Source organism: Pseudomonas sp. NPDC087185, assembly GCF_044744955.1.
Classification (GTDB): domain Bacteria; phylum Pseudomonadota; class Gammaproteobacteria; order Pseudomonadales; family Pseudomonadaceae; genus Aquipseudomonas.
Window position 1 is genome coordinate 159,394 of record NZ_JBIUZK010000007.1, and the last position, 23,658, is coordinate 183,051.

Sequence of the window (23,658 nt, forward strand, 5' to 3'; positions counted from 1 at the left end):
CGCTGGTCGCCGAAAAAGTGCGATGGTTTGGTAATCATTCGTAACTTCGACTAGAAACAATACGCAAACGCTAATGATTCCTCGTCCGCCAGGAAGGCCTCACTCAGTACATCGGGAGCCTTTCATGGCACGATTCCCTGCGTATCAGTCGACCTTTTTCGCTGTGTGCTGTTCCGTTGCCGTGACCGCCCAGGCGGCCGACGGCGCCATAGAGCTGGATGCCACTGCCATCAATGCCGAAGCCGCCCGGCCCAAGGGCGAGCCTCCCGAAGCCTTTGCCGGCGGCCAGGTGGCCCGGGGCGGGCAGATGGGCGTGCTGGGCAACCAGGACATGATGGACGTGCCTTTCACCCAGACCAGCTACACCGCGCAGCTGATCGAGGACCAGCAGGCCGAAGACATCGGTGACGTGTTGCTCAACGACCCGTCGGTGCGCCAGTCGTTCGGCTTCGGCAACCAGTCACAGGTCTTCGTCATCCGCGGCTTGCCACTTAATGGCGACGATGTGGCGTTCAACGGCCTCTACGGGGTGTTGCCGCGGCAGATGATCTCCACCGATGCCGTGGAGCGGGTCGAGGTGCTCAAGGGCCCCAACGCCTTCCTCAACGGTGCCAGCCCGACCGGCACCGGCCTTGGCGGCAACGTCAACCTGCAGCCCAAGCGCGCCGGCGATGCACCGACCCGCCGCTACACCCAGGACATCAGCAGTGATGGCCGGCTGGGCGAGCACCTGGACCTCGGCCAGCGTTTTGGTGAAGACAACCGCCTTGGCGTACGCCTGAACCTGTCGCAGCGCGAGGGCGAGACGGCGGTCGACGACCAGGACCAACGCAGCAAACTGTTCATCGTCGGCCTCGACTACCGAGGCGACAACTTCCGGGTCTCCACCGACATCGGCTACCAGAAGCAGCGGGTCAACCACATGCGCAACTCGGTGCGCCTGGGCGCCGGCCTGGCCGACATTCCGCGCGCGCCGGATGCCGACCACAACTACGGTCAGGACTGGTCCTGGACCGAGACCGAGGACAGTTTCGGCATGGTCCGTGGCGATTATGACTTCAACGACAACTGGAGCGCGTACCTGGCCGGCGGCGTCAAGCACACCCACGAGAACGGCTTCTACGGTACGCCGATCCTCACCGACGCGGCCACCGGCGATGCCACCATCGGCGGTTCGAAGATCCCCCACAACGAGGACAACACCACCTTCATGGGGGGGATCAACGGCCGCTTCCAGACGGGCCCGGTCAGCCACCAGCTGAACATCGGCGCGGCGAGCATCTGGACCCAGCAGGAAAACGCCTTTGTCTTCTACAACTCGCAAGCCACCAACATCTACCGCACCGACCCACTGCCCAAGCCGACCACGCCCACCTTCACCGGCGGCAAGCTGGACGACCCGGGCGTAACCGGCAAGACCCGCAACCGCAGCATTGCCGTGTCCGACACCGTGGGGCTGTTCGACGACAGCCTGCTGCTCACCGTCGGCGTGCGCCGCCAGCAATTGCGCGTCGAGGGTTACGCCTACGACGGCGAGGGCCCGGACCTTGGCCGTAACGCCTTCTACGACGAGTCGGTCACCACCCCGGTGTACGGCATCGTCTACAAGGTCAACCCGTCGATCTCGCTGTACGCCAACCGCATAGAAGGCCTGGCCCAGGGTGCAACGGCCTCGGGCCAGGTGATCAACGCGGGCGAGGTGTTCCCGCCGGCCAAGACCCAGCAGGTGGAGTCGGGGGTCAAGCTGGATTACCAGAGCATTGGCGCCAACCTGGCGGTGTTCCGCATCGAACGGCCCACCGACGGTTTTGTCCAGGGCGATGTGTTTGTCCAGGATGGCGAGCAGGTCAACAAGGGCATCGAGCTCAGCGTATTCGGCGAGCCGGTCCCCGGGCTGCGCTTGATGGCGGGCGGCACGCGCATGGACACCGAGCTGAAGAAGACCCTCAACGGCGCCGACGACGGCAATCATGCGGTGGGTGTGCCGACGTTCCAGCTCAACGCCAGCGTCGACTGGGACGTGCCGGGCTTGGAAGGCCTGGCGCTGAATGCACGCATGCTGCGCACGGGCGGGCAGTACGCCAACCCGGCCAATACCCTCAGCCTGCCGACCTGGAACCGCTTCGATGTGGGCGCACGGTATCGCTTAAAGGTGCAGGCGAAAGCTGTCACCCTACGGGTGAATGTGGAGAACCTCACCGACAAGCACTACTGGGCGTCGGCCAACGGTGGCTACCTGACCCAGGGGGATCCACGTTTGGTGAAGTTCTCGGGGACCCTGGACTTCTGACATCGGGTTCAGCGCGCCAGCGCCTGGTTCGGCTTGTAGAACAGGAAGTGACGGGTCTGGGCCGTTCTGCGGTAGGCCTTGGCCCAGTCCGGGTGCACATTGCGGTCATGGAAGTACAGCGCGCCACCAGTGCTGTCCTTGAGCTGCTGGTTCAGTGCCTTGCGCGCAATCTCCTTGGCGATGTCATAGCGTTCGGGTTCCTCGACCTGATCGGAGCGCCCGTCACACCACCAGGAAAACTGGCAGGATTTACTTTCCACGCCTTGTTTGACCACGCCGCAGACAGTGTTGGGGAAGCCATCCTTGCCCAGGCGGTTGATCACCACGCTGGCCACTGCGCTCATGTCCTTTTCGTCGGCGCCTTTGGCTTCCCAGTAGATGGTGCGTGCCAGGCAGGTGATGCTGTCGTCCATCGGCGCCTGGCCTGCTGGATCGACTGCTTTCACTTCACTGGGCGTCAGGGTTTCGGCTTTCTTCGGCGGCGGCGCGTCCTTGACCACTTTTTCTTCCAACATCTCGGCCTTGTCTTCGGCAACCGCAGCCTTGGCAGTGTCGGCGGCATATGAGGAGCCTGCGAGCAGGGCCGAGGTCAAGCCGATCACCATCCACGAAAGGCGCATGGTCGAGGTTCCGAAGTGTAGGTTGCTTCACAGTCTAGCCAAGCGCATTCAATTCAGCGAAAGCATTAGCACCAAGGGCAGTGTCACGGCAGCCGCCACCGTCTGCAAGGCGATGATGGTCGCCATCAACGGCGCATTGCCGCCCATCTGGCGTGCCATGACATAGGATGACGAGGCGGTGGGCAACGCCTGGAACAACACCGCCACCACCGCCGCCTGGCCACCCAGGCCGAGCAGGCGACACAGGCCCCAGGTGGTCAACGGCATGACCAGGAATTTAAACATCGAAGCCGCCAGCAGGGGCCGTACTTGTTGGCCGACACGGGCACCACCCAGCGCTGCGCCGACGCACAGCAGCCCCAAGGGCAGGGCGGCCTGGCCCAGCGCCTTGACCGTCGGTTCCAGGCCCACAGGCAGCCCAAGGCCGGTAACCCGCAGCAGCAAGCCCCCGGCACAGCCGACGATCAGCGGGTTGGCAAAGATTGCCCGCAACACGGTGGCCGGGGAACTGTGGCGCGCGCTGAAGCGGGCGAACACCAGCACGCAGAGCAGGTTAACCAGCGGCACGATGGCGGCGTTGGCGACTGCCGCCAGGGCAATGCCGGCACTGCCGTAGATGCCCGCAGCCAGGGTGGCGCCGATGTAGTTGTTGAAACGCACACCACCCTGGAATACCGACGTGAAGTCCGCGCCATCGTGGTTCACCGCGCCTTGGTAGAGCACCAGCAAGCCGGCGCCGAGGACGGTCGAGAGCATCAGCACGCCGACCATGCCCAGCACCGGCACGCCATCCAGGTTGGCGGTGGCCAGGCCATGCAGGAACAGCGAGGGCAGCAGCACGTAGTAGCTGAGACGCTCGGCACCGGGCCAGAAACTCTCGGCGAGAAAACCGCGTACGCGCAGGAAAGTGCCCAGGGCGATCAGCAGGATGATGGGCAGCAAGGTGGTCAGCAGCAGAGGGAGCATGGGGTGACGTTCCGTGGTCGGGTACGGGCACAGAGGTTAGCCTGGCTGACTGATCGGGAAAAACGCTTAATTCTGCAGTGACTGTTGAGTAAAAATGCATGGTTCAGCAGGCGGGTCAGGCCTCCATTGCTGTCTTCAGTACCGCACTCAAATGCCGCCGCTGGCTTTTCTCATGCTCCAGCAAGACCACCCGCCGTTTCAGCTGCGGCTCGCCAAACGGCAGGCAGGTGGCCGGCGGCAAACGCTGCAGGTCGTCGTCGGACATAGGGATGATCGCCACCCCCAAACCCATGACCGCCATGCGCGCCAGTGCTTCCTGGCTGTCCAGTTCCATCTGCTCGCTGACCTGCAGGTGCTGGCGGCGCAGTTCCTGTTCGATCTGCCTGCCTGCCCAGGCGCGCTTGTCGAAGCGCAGGAAGGGTTGACTGGCCAGCAGTTGCGGCAGGCTCTGGCCGGCCAGTTCGGGGCTGGCGATGGCCCAGAAGCGGTCCTCGAACAGCGGGGTGTAATCCAGGCCCTGCGGGTAGGGGCTGACCGGCTCGGTGGTGATCGCCGCATCCAGGTCGCCGTCCTCGATACGCCGCGCCAGTTCCGCCGACATGCCTGAGGCCACGCTGATGTGCAGGTCCGGGTGATGCGCCTTGATCCACACCAGCGCCTTGGGCAGGCGCCGGGCCAATACCGTATGGATCGCACCCAGGCGCAGGCGCCCGCGCAAGCTCGGGCCAGTGGCCAGGGCATCGGCCAGTTCGTCGTAGGCGGCGAGGATGTGTTCGGCACGTGCCACGGCCAGTTGCCCGGCCTCGGTCAGCACCACCTGGCGGCGGCTACGGTCGAACAGCGGCACCTGCAGTTCATCTTCCAGCGCCTTGATGTGCAGGCTGACGGCCGAAGGGGTAAGGCTGAGCAGGTCGGCGGCGCGGGCGAAGGTGCCATGGCGGGCAATGGTGACGAGGGTGCGCAGGGCTTTGAGGGACACGCGAGGGGCTCCGCAGGTAAGTGTTTCATTCTGTGGCCGCAGGGAATGCCTGGCAACCTGTGCAGTCCCATCTGACATGTGGGTATGACACCCGCGCACATCAGCTATGGAGACGCGACATGAGAGCAGTGCTATTCACCGCATTACTGGCATCGGCCGGCCTCACCCACGCCGCGCAGACGGTGGAACTCAAACTGGCCGGGCCGGACGGCCCCGGCAAGGTGATCGGCACCGTCAGCATCGAGCAGACCACGTACGGCGCCCTCCTCACGCCCGACCTCAAGGACCTGCCGCCAGGCGTGCATGGCTTCCACCTGCACCAGAACCCTTCGTGCGCGCCGGTCGAGGACAACGGCAAAGCCGTGCCAGCCGGTGCAGCGGGCGGGCACTGGGACCCGGACAAGACCAACGCGCACAAGGGCCCCTATGACGCCACAGGCCACCGCGGCGACCTGCCGGCGCTGTATGTCGGCGCAGACGGCAAGGCCACGTATCCGGTGCTGGCACCACGCCTGAAGGCCACCGACTTCAAAGGGCATGCGTTGATGGTGCACGCCGGTGGCGACAACCACAGCGACCACCCCGAGACGCTCGGCGGCGGCGGTGCGCGGTTTGCCTGTGGGGTCGTGCAGTAACGAGGAGGGCAGTACCAGGGGCTGGCAGCACATCCCGCAGCCAGCCCCCCAGCGCTGGGCATTTTTTCAGGGAGTGGGACAGCACCGCAATTCAGCGGTCAGAAGTCATACGCCAACTTGGTGTACCAGTAACCACCGCCCGGATGAAACGGTGGGTTGCCGTACGCCGCCTGGTTGCCGTTGGCGTTGTATACGCCGTGTTTGTCCGGCCGCACATTGAACAGGTTGGTCCCGCCCACGCTCACCGTCAGGCTGTCGAACAGCAGGTACGACAGGTCCAGGTCGGTGATCCACTTGGCGCCGAAACGGCGGTCCTGGGCCGGGTTCTGCTGCCAGGTCTCGACCTTGCCGTAGCGGGTGGCCTGCAAGGTGCCGGTGAAATTGCCGAGCAACCACTGGCTGCCCAGCACCCATTTGGTCTTTGGCGATGCCGCCACCAAGTCGCCTTCGCGGCCATGGCCGATCACGTCGATGCCGGCGTCAGCCAGCGCCTGCGGGGTGCCCCGCGTGCCGCGCACGGTGGTCTTGTTCCAGTTGAAGCCCAGCGTCCAGCGCACATCGCCCCAGGCACCGAACGCGCTGGTGTGGTCGGCCACCAGGTCGAGGCCGCGGGTGCGGGTGTCGAAGGCATTGGTGTAGTAGTTGATCCAGGTGGTGCGGGCCAGGCCCAATGATTCGAGAATGTCGCCGATGGCGCCGGCGCCGTTCTGGCGGTCGTAGAGGTTCTCGGTGAGCAGGATACGGTCGTCGATGTCGATCAGGTAGGCATCCAGGGTGACGCTGGTGCGCCGCGCCGGTTGCCAGGTCAGGCCCAGGCCTGCATTGCGCGATTTTTCCGGGTCGAGCTTGTCGCCGCCGAAGGCCAGCGCCGCCGCGCTGCCGGGGGCCACGGTGCGGCGCAGGGCCGGCACCACGTTGCCGTCGGCATCGAGCGCGGTGCGGTTGTCGCTGACGGTGTAGCCGGTCTGGGTCAATGACGGTGCGCGAAAGCCGCTGCCCAGCGTGCCGCGCACGGCGACAGTGTCGGTCAGCTCGTAACGGGAATTGAGTTTGAAGCTGGCGGTATTGCCGGAATCATCGTCGTAGTGCTCGAAGCGCGCCGCGCCGCCCAGGTACCAGCGCGGTGTCAGGTCCAGGCCAAGGTCGACGTACGCTGCATAGTTGTTGCGCTTCACATCGGCCTCGTCTTCCGGGCGGATGGTCAGCGCGGCCTGGGCGCCGACCGCGGTCTGGCCGTTGGCCAGGGTGTACAACGGGTTGGGGCGGCCATCGGCCAAGGTCGCCGGGTAGCTGTAGGGGCCGATACTGTAGGCGACCGGGTCGCCGGCAAAGGTGCGGAATCGCTCCCAACGGTGCTCCAGGCCCGCCGAAACGCGGGTGGGCACCGCCAGGCCGAACAACCCGTCGAAGGCACGGGAGATGTCGACGTTGTTCACCCACTGGTCGAACTGCAAGGTCGCCAGGTCATCGAACGAGGTCGGCGATGCCGGGCCATAGGTGGGGTTGAGGGTCAGATCGCTGGACTGCTGGTTCTTGTTGCGCCCATAGGTGGTGGAGAGGTCCCAGTCCCAGGCACCTGCCGCGCCCTTGGCACCGAGCAGCCACTGGTAATCGGTGTCCTTGATGTTGTTCAGCGGGAAGTAGCCATCGGGGAACAGTTCCGGGATCGAGGCATTGCTGTTGGGCAACCGGTAGTTGTTGTACGCCTCCAGCTTGCGCTCGGCGTAGGTGGCGAACGAGTACAGCGTGAGGTCGTCGCTCAGTGGCAGTTCGGCGTTGTAGCCGAGGCTGAACGCTCGTAAATCGGGGTCGCCGTTCTTGACAGCACGGTGGTCCCAGGCCGCCTGGCGATCATCTTCGAAATAGGCGCGGTAATCCGGGTCGGCCTTGTCGATCCAGTTGGCCGTGCCACGCTTGCGGGCCTCGCCCGACAGATGCAGAAAACCGCCGTCACCGAGGGCGAAACCCTGGTCGCCAGCGAGTTTGATGGTTTCGCCCTGGCCGCTGAACAGCTGGCCGTAACTGCTTTCGTAATGGCCACCGCTGCTGGCGCGCTTGAGGATGATGTTGATCACCCCGGCCACCGCATCCGAGCCGTACTGGGCGGCGGCGCTGTCCTTGAGTACCTCGATGTGCGACACCGCGCTCACCGGGATCATGTCGATGTCCACGGCGTTGGCGCCGCTGTTGTCGGTCGAGCCGCTGGCGGGCACGGCGCTGTTGTGGCGGCGTTTGCCGTTGACCAGCACCAGGGTGTAGGCCGGCCCCAGGCCCCGGTTGCTCAGGGGCCTGACGCCAGACTGGAAGCCGGCGATGTTGGTGCCGAAGTTGAACGACGGCAGCAGTTTGGAAATGGCTTCGGACAGCTCGGCGCGGCCGGTACGCAGCAACTGTTCGCTGCTGATCACGTCGATCGGCGCCGGGCTGTCGGCGACCGTGCGCTGATTGCCGCGCAGGCCGGTGGAGATCACCGTAACGGTGTCCAGGCGTGGGTCTTCGGTGTTGGTTTCGGCATTGGCCAGAGGCGCGAGCAGACAGGCCAGGGGCAGGGCGATGAGAGGGGCTTTCGACATCATGTCCTCGTGAACGGCAGGCAGGCGTGTAGGCGCCAGGCCCGGTGTGGGCTGGCGTGGTGTGAGCATTGGGTGTTTGTCTGGGGTGGCCCTTTCGCGGGTAAATTGCAGCGGCGAAAGGGCCGGTACAGCCGATGCAAATCTAGGCAGTGCGCGCAGTCCGGCCAGCCTCTTGCTGCTCGACCAGGGCACGAATCCGTGGGATCAGCGCCTGCCCGTACTCCACCGCATCGCGCAACTGATCGAAGCCACGGAACAGGAAGGTCGTGACCCCCAGGTCGTAATAGGCCAGCGCCGCCTCTGCCACCTGGTCCGCAGTCCCCACCAGCGAGGTCGAGTTACCTGCACCACCGCCCAGCGCTGCAATCTCGGTCCACAACCGGGTATCGTGCACCTTGCGCTGGCCGGCCAGTTCCACCAGGCGTTCGGAACCGGCATTGCTCTTGCCAAAGTTCCTTTCGCGACGGTTGCCCTGGCGAATGCCGATACGCTGCTGGGCATCGGCGAGGATGCGCTCGGCCCGCGCCCAGGCTTCGGCCTCGGTGGCGCCCAGGATCGGCCGCAGCGACAGGCTGAAGCGGATGTGCTTTTCGCGACCGTATCGGGCCGCCGCCTTGCGCACCTTGGCGATGCGCTCACGCACCTGCTCCAAGGGTTCGCCCCACATCATGTACACATCCGCATGCTTGGCGGCGACTTCGACGGCAGCATCGGAGGCGCCCGAGAAGTAGATCGGCAGGTGCTGTACCGGTTTGACCAGGGTCAGGTTGTCTTCGACCCGGTAATGCTCACCCTGGTGGTCGAACGGCTCGTGGCGGGTCCAGGTATCGCGCAGCACCTGCAGGTATTCATCGGTGCGGGCGTAGCGGGCGTCCTTGTCGAGGAAGTCGCCGTCGCGTTGCAGGTCGCCGCTGTCACCGCCAGTGATCACGTTGATCGAGGCGCGGCCACGGCTCAGCTGGTCGAGGGTGGCGAACTGGCGCGCGGCGAAGGTGGGTGCCTGGAAGCCCGGGCGGTGCGCCACCAGCAGGCCGATCTTCTCAGTGAGTGCGGCCACGTAGCTGGCGAGGATCATCGAGTCCGGCGCGCTGGTGTTGACCGCCAGCAGCGCCTTGTCAAAGCCGCCATACTCCTGGGCCTGGGAGAACGCCTTGATGAAGTCCAGGTCGACCAGCGGGCCACGTGGGGCCTGGGCTTCGCTACCTTCCTGGGGGCCGATGAGGCCGATGAATTCGAGGCTCATGAAACGCAACTCCTTGTAAGAATGGGCTCAGGCAACCGCCGTCTGGGCGCGCTGCAGTGTGTTGCGGTTTTCCGGCACGTCGAGGCCGAAGTTGTCGCGTAACGTGCTGCCGGTGTACTCGGCGCGGGCAAGGCCGCGCGCCTGCAGCAGTGGCACGACCAGCTGGGTGAAGTACTGCAGCCCGTCGGGCAGCAGCGAGTTGATGATGAAACCGTCGGCTGCGCCGTTCTCGAACCAGTGCTGCAGGGCATCGGCAACTTGTTCCGGGGTGCCGACGAAATCGCGTCGTGGGCGCGAGAAACGCAGCGCTAGTTGGCGCAGGGTCAGGCCTTCGTCGCGGGCCAACTGCTTGAGTTGGTCCGAAGTGCCCTTGTGGCTGTCATTGCCCAGGCTGCCGAGGTCGGGGAAGGGCGCGTCCAGCGCATGCTGGCTGAAGTCGTAATCGTTGAACGGGCGGCCAAGGGCGACCAGGGCGTCCTCGATGCTCACGAGGTCCACGGCTTGCTGGTAGCGCTGCTCCACCTCCTCGGCGTCGCGGCCTACGATGGGGCGGATACCGGGCAGGATGTACAGGGCCTGCGGGTTGCGGCCATGCTGCGCGGCGCGCTGCTTGAGGTCCTGGTAATAGGCGTGGGCATCGTCGAACGACTCCGGGCTGACGAAAATGGCATCGGCGTTCTGCGCCGCGAAGCTGCGCCCGTCTTCGGAAACGCCGGCCTGGAAAATCAGCGGTTGGCCCTGGGGCGAGCGCTGGATGTTCAGCGGCCCCTTGACCTTGAAGAACTCGCCCTGGTGGCCCAGGGTGTGCAGCTTGGCCGGGTCGAAGAACTGCCCGCTGTGCTTGTCCCGGGTAAAGGCGTCGTCTTCCCACGAGTCCCACAGCCCCTTGACCACGTCCACGTGCTCACGGGCGATCCGGTAGCGCACGGCGTGTGGCGGGTGTTCGGCCTTGCCGAAGTTGTCGGCGGTTCCGGAAAGCCAGGAAGTCACCACGTTCCAGCCGGCGCGCCCACCGCTGATCAGGTCCAGCGAGGCGAACTGGCGCGCCACCTGGAACGGCTCGGTGTAGCTGACCGTGACCGTGGCCACCAGGCCGATGTGCGTGGTGACTGCGGCCAATGCCGACAGGATCGTCAGGGGCTCGAAGCGGTTGAGGTAGTGAGGGCTGGAGCGGGCATGAATGTGCAGGCTGTCGGCGATGAAGGCGAAGTCGAACTTGGCCGCCTCGGCCAGCTGTGCCTGCTGTTTGTAGAAACCGAAATTGACGCTGGCATCAGCCAGCGCCGCCGGGTGGCGCCATTCGCCCCAGCCGTGGCCGACACCATGGATCATGGCGCCCAGGCGAATCTGTCGTGTGCTCATGGGAATGCCTCAAGGTTGTGCTGCAAAGGAAATCGAAACAGCCATGCGCGCGAGGCTCCTGGCGTGGTCGTGATGGACGGCCTCCGCCAGGAAATGGGGTCGGTCTGGAGTGACCTTAGCGGCTAACGGTGGGTGTTGTGAAAGGCTTTGTAGTTCTATGCTAATATGATTTAAAGGTATTTATATGGTTTAACTAAATGCGCGATAAGCATATTAATGGGTGGGCTCAGTAGGGGCTCAAGCGGCGGCTTTATTCCCAGGAATGGCCGCGATCAGTTCACGGGTGTATTCGCTCGTCGGTCGCGCGAACACCGCGTCCACCGTGCCTTGCTCCACCACCTGACCCTGGCGTAGCACCAGTACGTGGTCGGCCATGCTCGCCACCACGGCCAGGTCGTGGGACACCAGCACATAGGCGATGCCGAGCTCGCACTGCAGTTCATCCAGCAGCGCGAGGATCTGCGCCTGCACCGAGACATCCAGCGCACTGACCGGCTCATCGAGCAACAGCAGCTCCGGCTGCAGGGCCAATGCGCGGGCAATGGCCACCCGCTGTCGTTGGCCGCCCGATAACTCCCGCGGCAGCCGGTCGAGGTAGCTGACCGGCAGGTGCACGCGCGCGATCAGCTCGCGGGCTGCCTGTTCCAGTGCGGGGCCTTGGTGCACGCCAAACGACACCAGCGGCTCGACGATGCTGTCGAACACGGTGAAGCGCGGGTCGAGGGCGGCGAACGGGTTTTGCTGCACCAGCTGCATGCGCCGTCGCAAAGGCCTGAACGCCCGCCAGCCATAGCCGGTGACATCCACCTGGTCGAACAGGATGCGCCCCTGGCTGGGTGCCTCCAGGCCGAGCGCGATGCGTAACGCGGTGCTCTTGCCAGACCCCGACTCACCGACGATGGCCAAGGTCTGGCCTGGGTGTACCTGCAGGTTGAGGTCGTGCAGAGCGACAAAACGGTTGTCCTGGCCCTTGACCTTTGGCAGTTCGAAAGTCTTGCCCACACCCTCCAGGCTGAGGATTGGCTGAGCGCCCGGCGCCAACGCCCGTGCTCGGCGGTGGCAGTTGAAGGCCGGGGCAGCGCCGAGCAGGGCGCGTGTGTAAGGGTGCTGAGGGGCCTCGACGACTTGCCGGGGCGGGCCTTGCTCCACCAGTTCGCCCTGTTTCATCACCAGCAGGCGGTCGGCGCGGTCAGTGGCCACACCCAGGTCGTGGGTGATGATCAGCAGCGAAATGCCACGCTCGGCCACCAGCCGTTGCAGATGATCGAGAATCTTGCGTTGCACCGTCACGTCCAGGGCACTGGTGGGTTCGTCGGCAATGATCAGGCGCGGGTTGCCGGCCAGGGCGATGGCAATCAGCACCCGTTGGCGCATGCCACCGGACAGCTCGTGTGGGTACTGGCGGGCGCGCAGGGCCGGGTTGTCCAGGCCGACCTGGGCTAGCAGTGCCAGCACATCGGCGTCGAGGCTGCGGTAGCGCCGGCCGTGGGCCAGCACCAGCGCTTCGCCAATCTGCTGGCCGACACGCAGCGTCGGGTTGAGGCTGACCATCGGGTCTTGCGGTACCAGGCCGATGGTGCGGCCGCGCAACCGGCGGTTCTGCTTTTCGCTGGCACGGGCCACGTCGACGCCCTCGACCCAAAGCTGGCCGCTCTCGACCTGCGCGTTGCCCGGCAGCAGGCCGAGCAGCGCGTTGGCCAATGTCGACTTGCCCGAGCCAGACTCACCGACGATGGCCACGGTCTCGCCCTGGGCCAGGGAAAAAGACAGGCATTTGACCGCCTGGGTGACATGGCCGCCGGCGTGGTAGCTGACGCTGAGGTCGCGCACGGCGATCAGGGGGTGTTCGCTCATCGCGGGTTCTCCTCGAAGGTGCGGGCGAGATGGTTGAGGCTGAACACCACGGCTACCACGAACAGGCCAGGCAGCAGCGATACCCAGGGGGCGGTGATCAGGAAGTGTCGGCCGTTGGCGATCAGCGTGCCCCATTCCGCGGCGGGTGGCGCCGCGCCAAAGCCCAGGAAGCTCAGGCCCGCAGTGGCCAGGATCGCCGCGCCGAAGTCCAGGGTGGCGAGCACCGCGACCGGGCCCCAGGCGTTGGGCAGGATGTGCCGCAGCAGCGTGCGGCGCCAGCTGGCGCCACCCAGGCGTGCGGCCTCTACATAGGGCAAGGTCTTGACCCGCAGCACCTCGGCGCGGGTCGTGCGGGCGAAGCCCGGGATGATGCCCACACCGACGGCGATCGCCACAGGCACCGTGCCGAAGCCGATGGCGGTGACAATGGCCAGCGCGAGCAGCAGGCCGGGCAGGGCCAGCAGCACATCGACCACGCGCATGATCAGCGCGTCGATGCGCCCGCCGGCAAACCCCGCCAGCACGCCCAGCCCAAGCCCGCCGGCCAGGGCAATGCCAACGGCCAGCAGGGCCGCCTGCACCGACAGGCTGGCGCCGTACACCACCCGGGTATACAGGTCGCGGCCCAGCTCGTCGGTGCCGAACCAGTGCGCGGCACCGGGCCCGGTCAGCTTGGCGGCCGGTGACGTGGCGTACGGGTCGAAGCTGGTCAGCCAATGCGGCACCACGGCGGCAACCAGTGCGAACAGCACCACCAGCAGGGCCAGGGCGAAACCGGGGCGCGCCAGCAAGGGTGTCAACACCTGGGCGAAGCGCTGCAGGCGCGTGCGGCGCTTCCAGGCCACGGCGGGCGCGGCATTAGGCAACACATGGGTATCGCTGGTCATGGTCAGGTCACCTTTGTGGCGTGGGTGATGCGCGGGTCAAGGTAGGGGTAGAGCAGGTCGACGATCAGGTTGACCAGCACGAACGCGGCGGCCGATACCGCGACGATCGCCAGCACCACAGGGATGTCCTGGCGCAGCACGGCTTCCTGGGCCAGCCGGCCGACACCGTTGCGCGAAAAGATGGTCTCGACCAGCACGGCGCCGGACACCGTATTGCCCACCTGCAGGCCCACCAGGGTGAGGATGGGCAATGCCGCGTTGCGCAGGGCGTGGCGGGCTTGCACCTGGGCGCGGCTCAGGCCCTTGGCAAATGCGGTTGTGATGTAGGGCTCGTGCCAGACGCCCTGGAAACCGCGTATCAGCACCTGGGCATACACGGCCGCGCTAGGGATGGCCAGGGTCACGGCCGGCAGTACCAGGCTGACGAAACCTTGGCTGCCGGTGGCCGGGAACCAGCCCAGGCCGAAGGCAAAAACCTGGATCAGCAGCAGCCCCATCCAGAACACCGGCACTGAAAAACCGAGCGACGGCAAGCGCGACAGCGCCACCTTCAGCGGCCGCCACTGCAAGTAGGCCGTCAGGTACGCAAGGCCGATGCCGCCCAGTAGCGACAGGACGATGGCCAGCCCGGCCAGCGACAGGGTTTGCGGCAAGCGCTCGGCGAGCAGCGCGGTCACCGGCCGGTTGAGCGACAGCGACTGGCCCAGGTCGCCGTGCAGCGCGCGCCAGAGCAGGTCGAAATACTGCTCGAACAGGCCCTTGTCCAGGCCGTAATAGGCACGGGCCTTGGCCAAGTCCTCGGGCGACAGGCCATCGGCTTCCATGCCCGAGGCACTGAGCATGATTGCCAGGGTATCGCCCGGCAGCAGGTAGAGGATGAAGTAGGTGATGGTGTACGCACCCCAAAGCACCAGCAGCGCTTGGCCAATACGGCCAATCAGGTAACGGTTCATGGCTGGCCGACCTGGATGTCGCTCAGCAAGGCGAACCCTTCTGCGGTCCAGCGGAAGTCCTTGACCCGCGCCGCAGTGGCGGCCTGCCAGACGCGCTCGTACAGCGGGAACGCCGAGGCTTCGTCGATCAGCAGGTCCTGTAGCTGGCCGTAAGCCTGGGCGCGCTGCGCATCGTGAATGGCGGTGATGCCGCTGTCGAACAGCGCCTGGGCCTTGCTCAGGGTGTGTGGCTCGTAGGTGTTGGTGGCCATCGTGGCGCTGTTGGCGGCGCGCGGGTCGAGGATGGTCTGCAGGATGATCGGGTCGGCGCGGGTCATGTAGGTGGAGGTCAGGTCGTAGTTGCCCGCAGCGTTGCCAGCCACCCACTCGGCGCGGGTCAGGACGTTGAGCTTGAGGTCGATGCCGACCTTGCGCAGTTGGTCCTGCACCAGCACGTCGCCTGCGCTTTCCGCCGGGCTGATGTTATAGCGCAAGGTCAGGCGCTTGCCGTCCTTGTGCCGGTAACCGTCATCGCCCTTGCTCCAGCCGGCGGCATCGAGCAGCCGTTCGGCGCCTTGTGGGTCGTAGCCGAGCTTGCCCGCCTGGGCCTTGAAGTACGGTGTGGTCACGTCATACACCCCGCTGACCACCGGGAACTCGGCGTTGTACACGGTGTGCGCGTAGCTGCTGCGGTCGATGGCTTTCTGCAGGGCCTGGCGCACCTGGCGGTCGGCCAGCAGGCGGTCGTTGCGGGTGTTGGGGTAGAGGTTCAGGGCAGGGCCTGGCAGCGAGCGGCTCTGGATGGTCGCCCCCTTGGCCTGGAACAGTTTCAGATCCACTTCCGAGAACGGGTTGCGTGGCCACAGAATGTCGGCCTTGCCCTGCAGGAACAGGCCGTTGCGCACGCTTTCTTCGGGGATGTAGCTGATGTTCACCGCATCCAGGTGCGCCGCGCCCGGGTTCTTCATGTTGGCCGAAGGCCAGGCGTAGTCCGCGCGCTTGACCAGCTGCGCGCCGACTTCGGGGGTGTAGTGTTCGAGCACGAAGGGGCCGGTGCCGATGATCTTGCCCAGCGAGCGTTCCTGGGCGCTGAGCGTGTATGAAGCCGGGGCGAGCACCGCCAGGTTGGTGGTGGAAGTGGCCTGCAGGAAGCCGGCATTGGGCCGTGACAGCACCAGGCGCACGGTGAACGGGTCGAGCACCTCGGCATGGTCGTAGCCGGCCAGGTAGGTGGCGCCGAAGGTGGCGGGCAATTGCCCGGCAAAGGCCTTGTTGCTGTCGAAGGCGGTCTTCACGGCCTGGGCGTCGAAGCGCTCGCCATTGCTGAAGGTAACGTCCTGGCGCAGGTAGAAGGTGTAGCTCAGTGCGTCGTCGCTGACTTCCCAGCGTTGCGCCAGCCAGGGGATGATCCGGCCGCTGTCCGGGTCCTGATCGGTCAGCGATTCGGCCACGTTGCGCAGCAGCACGCGATGTTCCAGCCAGTAGACCTGGAACGGGTCGACGCTGACCAACGTGGTGTTGTCGCCCCAGAAGGCGATGTTCAGGGTTTTACGGGTGCTGTCTTCGCCGGAGGGTGAGCACGCGGCGAGGGCCAACGCCAGGGTGCAGGCGCTGAACAGGTGTTTGGCAAGGCGCAGTGGGGGCATCGGGCGTTCCTTCATTGGGATTTTGGGTGCCGTTCAATCAGTTCTGATAATCACGGCCTTCACGGTCCAACTGTCGAATCAGCGCATCCCAATGCCGCTGAATCCCCTCGCCAAGCCCATCGGAAAAACGCTTGGACTGTTCATGCACCTTGGCAATCGCCGCAGGCGAGGCCTGCAGCAGTTGGTCATTGCCCCCTGCCTGCGCCGCCACCTGAATATTGCAGGCACGCTCCAGCCCATGGAGCTCTCGGAAGGCATGCTCGACACTGATGCCGCCAGTCAGCAGGCCATGGTTGCGCAGGATCAGGATGTTGCTGTCCCCCAGGTTGGCCACCAGCCGCTGCTGCTCGTCCAGGTCCAGCGCCACGCCTTCGTAGTCGTGGTAAGCCACCCGGCTGTAGTAGGCCAGGGCGTGCTGCGAGATCGGCAGCAGGCCATCGCGCTGGGCCGAGACTGCCGCGCCGTCACGGGTGTGGGTATGCAGCACGGCCTTGAGGTCGTGGCGGGCGCGGTGGATGGCGCTGTGGATGACATAGCCGGCCTGGTTGATGCCCAGGCCCAGCGGGTCGTCGATGATCGTGCCGTCGACATCCACCTTGACCAGGTTGGAGGCCGTGATTTCATCGAACAACAGGCCGAAGGCATTGATCAGGAAATGCTCGTCAGGCCCCGGCACGCGCGCCGAGAAGTGGGTGTAGATGTGGTCGGTCCAGCGGAACAGGGCCGCCAGGCGGTAGGCGGCGGCGAGCTTGACCCGCACCTCCCATTCCTCGGTGCTGACGCGCTGGCGCACGGTGTTTTCTTGCGGCGTTACGACGGACAGTGAGCTCATGTTTGTTCTCCAGGGAATATGGTCAGTAGCCGCGCTGGATGTCGACCAGGTTGCGCAGCGGCGCCTGCTCGCGGTAGCGGGCGAAGTTGTCGAGGAACGCGTCGAGCAGGGCCGGGTAGCCCTCCTCGGAAATCGCCGAGGTGTGCGGCGACAGGAATACGCGGGGGTGGTGGTAGAGCGGGTGGCCGTCGGGCAGTGGTTCTGGGTCGGTGACGTCCAGGCTGGCGCGGCCGATCAGGCCACTGTCCAGCGCGTCGAGCAGGGCGTGCTGATCGAGCAGGCCGCCGCGGGCGATGTTGATCAAGTGCAGGCCTGGCTTGGCCTCGGCCAGCACCTTTCGGTCGATCAGCCCCCGCGTTGCCGGTGTGAGCGGGGCGGCGATGACTAGGTGATCGCTGCCGGCGAACAGTTGGCGCAGGTCATCGACACGTTGCACGCCCGGCACCTCAGCCAGCGGTTGCCCTGGGCGGCTCAGGGCCAGTACGCGCATGCCCAGGGCATTGGCCTTGCTTGCCAGGCTCTGGCCGATGCTGCCAAAGCCGAGAATGCCCAGGGTACGGCCACGCAGTGGGGCCAGCGGCGTCAGGCGCCAATCGCCATCCTTGACCCATAGCCCCGGTAACTGCTTGGCTGCGGCAAACACCAAGGCCAGGGCGAACTCGGCCACCTGCTCGGCATTGGCGCCCTTGCCACTGGTGACCGGCGGCCCTTTGAATACCCAGTCGGGGTAGAAGTCGATGCCTGATGACACCACCTGCACCCAGCGCAGCGACCAGGGCCAGCCAGGTGGAGGGTTATCGACGCGGTTACCGCGCACATTGATCGGCCGCACGATGAACACATCGGCAGCGCCATCCAGCTGCAGCTGGCCCGGTGCGATGTCGACCACCTCATGGTCGGGCAGGTTGTCACGCAGGTACTGGTTGGCCGCTGCATCCAGCTGGCTGGCAATGATCGAGTGGCTCATGCTGCCACCTCCGCCAGCGCGGCGCGCCCGACGTGGCCGAGCACCACGTCGTCCTGCGGCGTGTGGATACGGCTGCACAGCACGTCGCGGTAATGCCGTTCCAGTGGGTTGCGGCGCGACAGGCCGGGGTTGCCGGCCGCCTCGATGGCCAGTTCCACCGCCCGGATGGCATTGGCGCTGACCAGGTGCTTGAGCTGCCCAGCGTGGCGCGGGTCGGTGAGCCCGGCCACCGCTGAATCCAGCAGGCTCTGGTTGGCGAACAGCAAGGTGTCGATGCGCCCGACCACGTCCTGAAAGCGCGGCAGCGTGGCCAGCGGCGCGCCAAGGTTGGAGGGCGCGCGGTGGTTGAGAAAGCGCACCAGCCAGTCGCGCGCAGCCTGGGCGACACCGTCATACAAGGCGGGTAAAAGCACCGACATCCAAAGCAGGCCGGTGCCATCGAGCTCCGCGCGCGGTGCGCTGGCGGGGCTGACGCTGACGGCATGGTCCAGCGGGATCAGCACGTCGTCGAAACGTACTTCGTGGCTGCAGGTGGCGCGCATGCCCAGGTGGTCCCAGTCTTCGATGATGCGGATGCCGGGCGTGTCCTTGTGCACCAGGTAGCCACCCACCAGCGGGTCGGCATCGTCGCTGCGCGCCCACACCAGGTACCAGGTCAAGCCATGGCTGCCGGTGGAGTAGATCTTGCGCCCCGACAGCCGCCAGCCTTCGCCGGTGCGCCGCGCCAGGGTGGCGGGCAGGCCGCCGCGGGCCGGCGTGCCCAGTTCGGGTTCGACGCGAAAGGCGTTGATCAGTGCGCCGTGGTCCACGGCCTCGCGCGCGACCTGCAGGCGCAGCCGCTCGGGCCAGCGGGCTTCGTCCTGCAGGCGAAAGTGCTGCAGGTACTGCATCACCAGAATCAGCGCGGTGGACGGGCAGCCTTTGCCGACGGCCGCGATGACCCGTCGCGCCGTGGCCAGGTCGGCGCCACCACCACCCAGATTGCGTGGCACGGTAAGGCCGAGCAGGCGGTGTTGATGGAGCAGGTGGAAGTTGTCATGGGGGAACTGACCGCTGCGGTCATGACGCTCGGCGTTGGCCGCCAGGGCCTGGGTCAGCTCGGCGAGGGCGGTGTCGGAAGGCGGGTGACTCATGGTGCATTCATCCCTGGAACACGGTGGGTTTCTAAGACCGTATTCGTCTGGATTAACGCTGTAAAAGTCTTTTTGGTTCTATGCTAATTATTTGTTTGTAGAATTACAGATGTTAAATGTTATGCGATATGTTTATTTTGTAGGTGTGATCGGAGGAAATCCGTCGGCAGCATGCCTCGAGTTTTTCGGCGCTGAAGATCCCAAGGCATGCGCCCGCAAGGTTTCAAACACGCCGTAGGCGATTCCCCGCAATCTCCCCGAACAACTCAACCGGCTCTTGCAGGTTGCCCAGGTACCGAGGGTGGAACAGCCACAAATCCACCTGCGGCTTGAAGTCGGTCACATTCACGACGTCCAGCGCATCACGGTAGCGGCTGCTCTGCAGCAGCGGTTCGGGCACCAGCCCCAAGCCTTGCCCATTGGCCACCAGCCCCAGCTGCAGGTCAGTGCCAAAGGTCTCCAGGTTGATCGACAGGCTCAGGCCCTGTTCGCTCAACGCCCGTTGCAGCCCCGCGCGGAAGCCGCAGCCATCGGGGTTCAACACCCAGCCACGGGTATAGCAGTCCCTGAGTTTGTAGCTGCGTTTGCTGGCACTGCCCTTGGCAGCCACCACGCGCAGCGGCATGCGGCCTATGGACTGGCTGGCGATACCCTCGGGGAAGATCTTGCCGGGCGGGAACAACGCAGCAGCAGCATCGAGCTCGCCGTTTTCCATGCGCGCGATCAGGCTGCTGCCCCAGCCACTGGTGACCTGGGTGCGCAGCGCGGGGTAGGTCACGCGGATGTTCGCCAGGGCGTCGAGCAGCACCACATCGCCAAGGGTCTGGGGTACGCCCAGGCGCAAGGTGCCGGACGGCGCGCCATCGTTGGCCACCAGTTCGCGCAACGAATCGATCTCGCGCAGGATGGCCTTGCACTGCTCGTACACCCGCAGGCCCATGGGTGTGGGCTTGAGCGGTTTGGTGTTGCGGTCGAGCAGGGTGGCGCCCAGGTCTTCCTCGAAGTTCTGCACGCGGCGGGTGATGGCCGGCTGGGTCAGTTGCAGGGCTTCGGCGGCGAGGTTGGTCGACTGGCAACGGATGACCGCCACGAAGGCGTCCATGTCATCGATTTTCATATTCGGCGCTCACATATTGGGGCGGTTGGACATGTGAGCAGAGCATAATCCTCGCGGCGAGAAATGTCACAGCATGGCAAGTGTGCTCAAGCGCTTTCGCGGGCAATCAGTGCACATTCCAGCAAGTTCAAACGCTGCACCTCGCCGACATGCTCCAGGGCTCCAAGGTGCTGCAACACACGCAATGCCGCCAGCTCGCCGATCTCCCGTGACGGCGGGCGCAGGGTGGTCAGGCTCGGCAACAGCATTTCGGCAAACGCGTAGTCACCGAAACCTACGATCGCCATGTCTTCAGGCAAGCGCAACCCGGCGCGCTGTCCGGCGAGGAGGGCGCCTGCGGCCAGGTTGTCATTGGCGAAGATGATCGCCTCTGGCCGTGGATTGCGCCGGATCAACGCCTCCATGGCCTGCTTGCCGGCCTCGAACGGTGTGCTGTCGGCAGAGGGCACGAACACCCAGGGCTCAAGCCCGGCCTCGCGCAGCGTTGCGCTGTAACCGTCGCGCCGCTCCAGCGCACTCAGGTCGCCTGCGGCGCTGTTCTGCACGAAGGCAATGCGTCGATGGCCTTTGTCCAGCAGGTAGCGGCACGCCTGCACACCGACCTGGTAATGCAGAAACCCGACCTGCATCGACACCCGTTCGGGGCAGTAGTCCCAGACTTCCACCACCGGCACGTCGGCCTCGGTCAGCATCTTTTCGGTTGCCGGGCTGTGGAAACGGCTGGTGACCACCAGTGCCGCCGGTGACCATCCCAGAAAGGCACGCACGGCGCTTTCTTCCTGCGCTTCGTCGAAGTAGCTGGACGCCAGCAGCAGTTGATAGCCATGCCGGCTGAGGGTGTCACTGAAGGCCTGGATGGTTTGCGCGAAAATCGGCCCGGAGATGTTCGGGATCACCATGCCGACAATGCGCCCGCGAGCCGAGGCAAGGCCACCCGCCACCAGGTTGGGCACATAGCCCAGCGCCTGCACGGCGGCCTCGATCCGTTCGCGCAGTGGCGCTGAAACCTGTTCAGGCTGGTTGAAATAACGCGACACGCTGATGGACGAAACCTGGGCCGCACGCGCCACCTCGGCGAGGGTGACACGGCCGGCGCCGCGGCGCTTGCGGGGTGGATCCTTGGCTTGGCTCACGGGCGGCATCCTGGTGGAAACGGCCCGATGTTAGCGCTAACGGCCACACGACTGGCAAATAGCTTTATGGCATATAAATCTGCCTTTTTAGTATTTGACCTGCTAAGCAAGCGCCTCTGATACTTGTTCATGTTAGCGCTAACAAGCGCTGCTGTTGGCAAGCGCCTGCCACTCGCACGAGCGAGACCAGACAACCACAGCAACACCCGTGTCGGCCCCGTTGTGGGCCTGGTCTGGTCTCGATTGGCAGAGTGAGCATCATGCAGAAAAGCCGAAGCGCCTTCCCCTTTACCCAACGCCATCCCCTGGCGGCTGCCGTGCTGCTGGCAGCTGTCGGCCAGTGCGCCCAGGCCGCAGAGCCTGCCGCGCAAAGCGCGCAGGCGCAGGCCACTTCACTGGGCGCGGTGACGGTCACAGCCACCCGCCGCGAGTCGACCCTGCAGCAAGTGCCGGTGGCGGTGTCGGTGGTCGACGGCGAGCAGCTTGAGCGCGACAACCGCAACAATGTCGCCAGCATCGTCCAGCAGGTACCGACCCTCAATTACCGAGCCGGCGCGTCCAACAAGGACACGTCGCTGTTCATCCGCGGCGTGGGCACCATCTCCACGTCACCGGGCGTCGAGCCGACCGTGGCCACGGTGGTCGATGGGGTGGTGTTCGGCCGCCCCGGCCAGTCCACACTCGACCTGCTCGACCTTGAACGCATCGAGGTGCTGCGCGGCCCGCAGGGCACGCTGTTCGGCAAGAACGCCTCGGCCGGTGTGCTGAACGTGGTCAGCAAAGCCATCCCCGAGCAGACCCAAGGCTATGTGGACTATTCGCACTTCGGCGGTGGTGACGAGAACCGCCTGCGCTTCGGCATCGGCGGCCGGCTGAACGAGCAGCTCAAGGGATCGCTGAGCACGCTGTGGGGCGACTACGACGGCAATGTCGAGAACGTCGCCAATGGCCACGACGTCAACGGCTACGAGCGCAAAGGTGTGCGCGGCAAGCTGGAGTTCGAGCCCAGCGAAGCCCTGCGCCTGACCCTGATCGCCGACTACATGAAGGGCGAGGACACCTTGCCCAGCGGCGTGATCACCCGCGCCAGCAGCGCCTTTGCCAACACGCTGCGCCCGGTAACGGCCAGTGCCCACAACCGTGACATCAACAGCGACTTCAAGACCCATGTCGAAGATGAGAACCAGGGCCTGTCGGCCCAGCTCGACTGGCAACTGGGCGACTACACCCTGACCTCGATCAGTGCCTGGCGCGGCTGGGACAACACCCAGTACCAGGACGGCGACCGCCGCGCCTTGCTGCCCGTGACCGCCTCGCATGACAAGGGCACGGTGGACTACGACCAGTACAGCCAGGAGTTCCGCCTGACTTCGCCCAAGGGCCAGTTCAACGAATACGTGCTGGGCGCCTTCTACATGCACGGCACGTCCAACGAAACCTACCAGCGCCTGTCGGTCAACAGCGGGGTGGCCAACACGGGCCGGGCGGATTACTCCACCACCAACGACAGCGTGGCCCTGTTTGGCGAAAATACCTTCAACTTCACGGACGATTTCCGTGCGATCTTCGGCCTGCGCTGGACCCACGACGACCTCGAGTACGACCACCGTCGCGTGTCCACATCGGCCACGTCCGTTACCGGCATTCAGCCGTCCACCGCAAGCGCAGGCTCGGTGGACGAGGATGGCTGGAGCGGCCGCACGGGCCTGCAATATGACTTCAACGACAACCTGACCGGTTATGTCACCTATTCGCGCGGCTACAAAGGCCCGGCCTACAACGTGTTCTTCAACATGCAGCCGCGCGACACCGACGCGCTCAAGCCGGAAACCTCAGACGCCTACGAAATCGGCCTCAAAGGCACGGCGCTGGACAACCGCCTGATGGCCAACCTCGCGGTATTCCACACCGATTACGACGACTACCAGGCCAACTTCTACGACACCGTGGCCAACCAGGTGGTCACCCGCCTGGTCAACGCGGGCAAGGTCAAGACCCAGGGCGTGGAGCTGGACGCCAGCTTCCAGGCCACCCGCCAACTCAAGCTGTCGGCGGCGGTGGCCTACACCAAGGCGCGGGTCGACCACTTCAACTGCCCGGTCGGCGCGGCGGCCAACTGCAACATCGACGGAGGCCGCCTGCCGTTCACCCCGGATTGGAAAACCTATGTGCGGGCCGACTACTCGATCCCGTTGGACAACGGCCTGGATATCGAGCTGTCCAGCGATTACAGCTGGCAGGACGACGTGCAGTTCAGCCTCGACCAGAACCCCGACACCGTTCAGGGCGCCTACGGCATCTGGAACGCCAGCATCGCCCTGGCCGACTACAACGACGGCTGGCGCGTGGCGCTGCTGGGCAAGAACCTCGGTGACAAGTCGTATGCGCAGATGCTGGCCAGTGGCGGGGACTACATCTACCGCTCGGTGCCGCGTGACGATGGGCGCTATTTCGGCGTGCAGCTTCGCAAGGACTTCTGACCTTTCAAG

Annotated in this window: 18 protein-coding genes; 3 read left to right on the forward strand and 15 right to left on the reverse strand. The window is 65.3% G+C overall.

What is annotated here, in order from left to right:
- The first annotated feature begins 124 nt into the window (after nt 1-124).
- A complete protein-coding gene (locus ACIPIJ_RS23225; protein WP_401080991.1) occupies nt 125-2,290 on the forward strand; it encodes a TonB-dependent receptor in 2,166 nt (721 codons plus the stop codon).
- An 8-nt stretch (nt 2,291-2,298) separates the two neighbouring features.
- Here ACIPIJ_RS23225 and ACIPIJ_RS23230 read toward each other — a convergent pair whose 3' ends face one another.
- The 3 genes from ACIPIJ_RS23230 to ACIPIJ_RS23240 form a co-directional block, all read right to left on the reverse strand.
- Nucleotides 2,299-2,910 carry a cell wall hydrolase gene (locus ACIPIJ_RS23230; protein WP_401080994.1) on the reverse strand — a complete coding sequence of 204 codons (612 nt, stop codon included), beginning with the start codon at nt 2,908-2,910 and terminating at the stop codon, nt 2,299-2,301.
- Nucleotides 2,911-2,958: 48 nt separating this feature from the next.
- Nucleotides 2,959-3,876 carry an AEC family transporter gene (locus tag ACIPIJ_RS23235; RefSeq protein WP_401080996.1) on the reverse strand — a complete coding sequence of 306 codons (918 nt, stop codon included), beginning with the start codon at nt 3,874-3,876 and terminating at the stop codon, nt 2,959-2,961.
- A 115-nt stretch (nt 3,877-3,991) separates the two neighbouring features.
- Nucleotides 3,992-4,855 (reverse strand): LysR family transcriptional regulator, encoded by an 864-nt coding sequence (locus ACIPIJ_RS23240; protein ID WP_401080998.1) that lies wholly within the window; start codon nt 4,853-4,855, stop codon nt 3,992-3,994.
- 119 nt (nt 4,856-4,974) lie between these two features.
- On the opposite strand from ACIPIJ_RS23240, the gene sodC reads away from it, so the two are divergent.
- Complete coding sequence (sodC, locus tag ACIPIJ_RS23245; protein WP_401081001.1) at nt 4,975-5,490, forward strand: superoxide dismutase [Cu-Zn] SodC; 516 nt, start codon at nt 4,975-4,977, stop codon at nt 5,488-5,490.
- A 98-nt stretch (nt 5,491-5,588) separates the two neighbouring features.
- Here sodC and ACIPIJ_RS23250 read toward each other — a convergent pair whose 3' ends face one another.
- From ACIPIJ_RS23250 to ACIPIJ_RS23305, 12 genes are all read right to left on the reverse strand, one after another.
- The gene (locus tag ACIPIJ_RS23250) at nt 5,589-8,063 is read right to left on the reverse strand and encodes a TonB-dependent receptor plug domain-containing protein (protein WP_401081004.1); all 2,475 of its coding nucleotides are present in this window, start codon (nt 8,061-8,063) and stop codon (nt 5,589-5,591) included.
- Between the two features lie 142 nt (nt 8,064-8,205).
- On the reverse strand, nt 8,206-9,306 hold the full coding sequence (locus tag ACIPIJ_RS23255; protein ID WP_401081007.1) for an LLM class flavin-dependent oxidoreductase: 1,101 nt from the start codon (nt 9,304-9,306) through the stop codon (nt 8,206-8,208).
- A gap of 27 nt (nt 9,307-9,333) precedes the next feature.
- A complete protein-coding gene (locus tag ACIPIJ_RS23260; RefSeq protein ID WP_401081010.1) occupies nt 9,334-10,668 on the reverse strand; it encodes an LLM class flavin-dependent oxidoreductase in 1,335 nt (444 codons plus the stop codon).
- 237 nt (nt 10,669-10,905) lie between these two features.
- Nucleotides 10,906-12,522, reverse strand: coding sequence for a dipeptide ABC transporter ATP-binding protein (locus ACIPIJ_RS23265; protein WP_401081013.1), 1,617 nt, complete (start codon nt 12,520-12,522; stop codon nt 10,906-10,908).
- Nucleotides 12,519-13,409, reverse strand: a complete 891-nt coding sequence (locus ACIPIJ_RS23270) for an ABC transporter permease (protein WP_401081015.1) — start codon at nt 13,407-13,409, stop codon at nt 12,519-12,521. The genes ACIPIJ_RS23265 and ACIPIJ_RS23270 overlap by 4 nt, the downstream gene beginning before the upstream one ends.
- Nucleotides 13,410-13,411: 2 nt before the next feature.
- A complete protein-coding gene (locus ACIPIJ_RS23275; protein WP_401081018.1) occupies nt 13,412-14,362 on the reverse strand; it encodes an ABC transporter permease in 951 nt (316 codons plus the stop codon).
- The gene (locus ACIPIJ_RS23280) at nt 14,359-15,987 is read right to left on the reverse strand and encodes an ABC transporter substrate-binding protein (RefSeq protein ID WP_401081021.1); all 1,629 of its coding nucleotides are present in this window, start codon (nt 15,985-15,987) and stop codon (nt 14,359-14,361) included. Before ACIPIJ_RS23280 ends, ACIPIJ_RS23275 begins: the two co-directional genes overlap by 4 nt.
- Before the next feature lie 37 nt (nt 15,988-16,024).
- The gene (locus ACIPIJ_RS23285; RefSeq protein ID WP_401081023.1) at nt 16,025-16,819 is read right to left on the reverse strand and encodes a class II aldolase/adducin family protein; all 795 of its coding nucleotides are present in this window, start codon (nt 16,817-16,819) and stop codon (nt 16,025-16,027) included.
- A 22-nt stretch (nt 16,820-16,841) separates the two neighbouring features.
- Nucleotides 16,842-17,786: a D-isomer specific 2-hydroxyacid dehydrogenase family protein gene (locus ACIPIJ_RS23290; protein WP_401081026.1), complete on the reverse strand. Its 945-nt coding sequence runs from the start codon at nt 17,784-17,786 to the stop codon at nt 16,842-16,844.
- On the reverse strand, nt 17,783-18,919 hold the full coding sequence (locus ACIPIJ_RS23295) for an acyl-CoA dehydrogenase family protein (protein WP_401081029.1): 1,137 nt from the start codon (nt 18,917-18,919) through the stop codon (nt 17,783-17,785). Before ACIPIJ_RS23295 ends, ACIPIJ_RS23290 begins: the two co-directional genes overlap by 4 nt.
- Before the next feature lie 223 nt (nt 18,920-19,142).
- Nucleotides 19,143-20,036 (reverse strand): LysR family transcriptional regulator, encoded by an 894-nt coding sequence (locus tag ACIPIJ_RS23300; protein WP_401081032.1) that lies wholly within the window; start codon nt 20,034-20,036, stop codon nt 19,143-19,145.
- 86 nt (nt 20,037-20,122) lie between these two features.
- Complete coding sequence (locus ACIPIJ_RS23305; RefSeq protein ID WP_401081034.1) at nt 20,123-21,169, reverse strand: LacI family DNA-binding transcriptional regulator; 1,047 nt, start codon at nt 21,167-21,169, stop codon at nt 20,123-20,125.
- Between the two features lie 260 nt (nt 21,170-21,429).
- Here ACIPIJ_RS23305 and ACIPIJ_RS23310 point away from each other — a divergent pair, with 260 nt between their 5' ends.
- Entirely contained in the window at nt 21,430-23,649 is a 2,220-nt protein-coding gene (locus ACIPIJ_RS23310) for a TonB-dependent receptor (RefSeq protein WP_401081037.1), read from the forward strand.
- Nucleotides 23,650-23,658: the final 9 nt, after the last annotated feature.

Bases quoted from the DNA above. Each gene is read 5' to 3' on its own strand.
- ACIPIJ_RS23225 (WP_401080991.1), top strand. From the start codon at position 125: ATGGCACGATTCCCTGCGTATCAGTCGACCTTTTTCGCTGTGTGCTGT.
- ACIPIJ_RS23230 (WP_401080994.1), bottom strand. From the start codon at position 2,910: ATGCGCCTTTCGTGGATGGTGATCGGCTTGACCTCGGCCCTGCTCGCA.
- ACIPIJ_RS23235 (WP_401080996.1), bottom strand. From the start codon at position 3,876: ATGCTCCCTCTGCTGCTGACCACCTTGCTGCCCATCATCCTGCTGATC.
- sodC (WP_401081001.1), top strand. From the start codon at position 4,975: ATGAGAGCAGTGCTATTCACCGCATTACTGGCATCGGCCGGCCTCACC.
- ACIPIJ_RS23250 (WP_401081004.1), bottom strand. From the start codon at position 8,063: ATGTCGAAAGCCCCTCTCATCGCCCTGCCCCTGGCCTGTCTGCTCGCG.
- ACIPIJ_RS23255 (WP_401081007.1), bottom strand. From the start codon at position 9,306: ATGAGCCTCGAATTCATCGGCCTCATCGGCCCCCAGGAAGGTAGCGAA.
- ACIPIJ_RS23260 (WP_401081010.1), bottom strand. From the start codon at position 10,668: ATGAGCACACGACAGATTCGCCTGGGCGCCATGATCCATGGTGTCGGC.
- ACIPIJ_RS23265 (WP_401081013.1), bottom strand. From the start codon at position 12,522: ATGAGCGAACACCCCCTGATCGCCGTGCGCGACCTCAGCGTCAGCTAC.
- ACIPIJ_RS23270 (WP_401081015.1), bottom strand. From the start codon at position 13,409: ATGACCAGCGATACCCATGTGTTGCCTAATGCCGCGCCCGCCGTGGCC.
- ACIPIJ_RS23275 (WP_401081018.1), bottom strand. From the start codon at position 14,362: ATGAACCGTTACCTGATTGGCCGTATTGGCCAAGCGCTGCTGGTGCTT.
- ACIPIJ_RS23280 (WP_401081021.1), bottom strand. From the start codon at position 15,987: ATGCCCCCACTGCGCCTTGCCAAACACCTGTTCAGCGCCTGCACCCTG.
- ACIPIJ_RS23285 (WP_401081023.1), bottom strand. From the start codon at position 16,819: ATGAGCTCACTGTCCGTCGTAACGCCGCAAGAAAACACCGTGCGCCAG.
- ACIPIJ_RS23290 (WP_401081026.1), bottom strand. From the start codon at position 17,786: ATGAGCCACTCGATCATTGCCAGCCAGCTGGATGCAGCGGCCAACCAG.
- ACIPIJ_RS23295 (WP_401081029.1), bottom strand. From the start codon at position 18,919: ATGAGTCACCCGCCTTCCGACACCGCCCTCGCCGAGCTGACCCAGGCC.
- ACIPIJ_RS23300 (WP_401081032.1), bottom strand. From the start codon at position 20,036: ATGAAAATCGATGACATGGACGCCTTCGTGGCGGTCATCCGTTGCCAG.
- ACIPIJ_RS23310 (WP_401081037.1), top strand. From the start codon at position 21,430: ATGCAGAAAAGCCGAAGCGCCTTCCCCTTTACCCAACGCCATCCCCTG.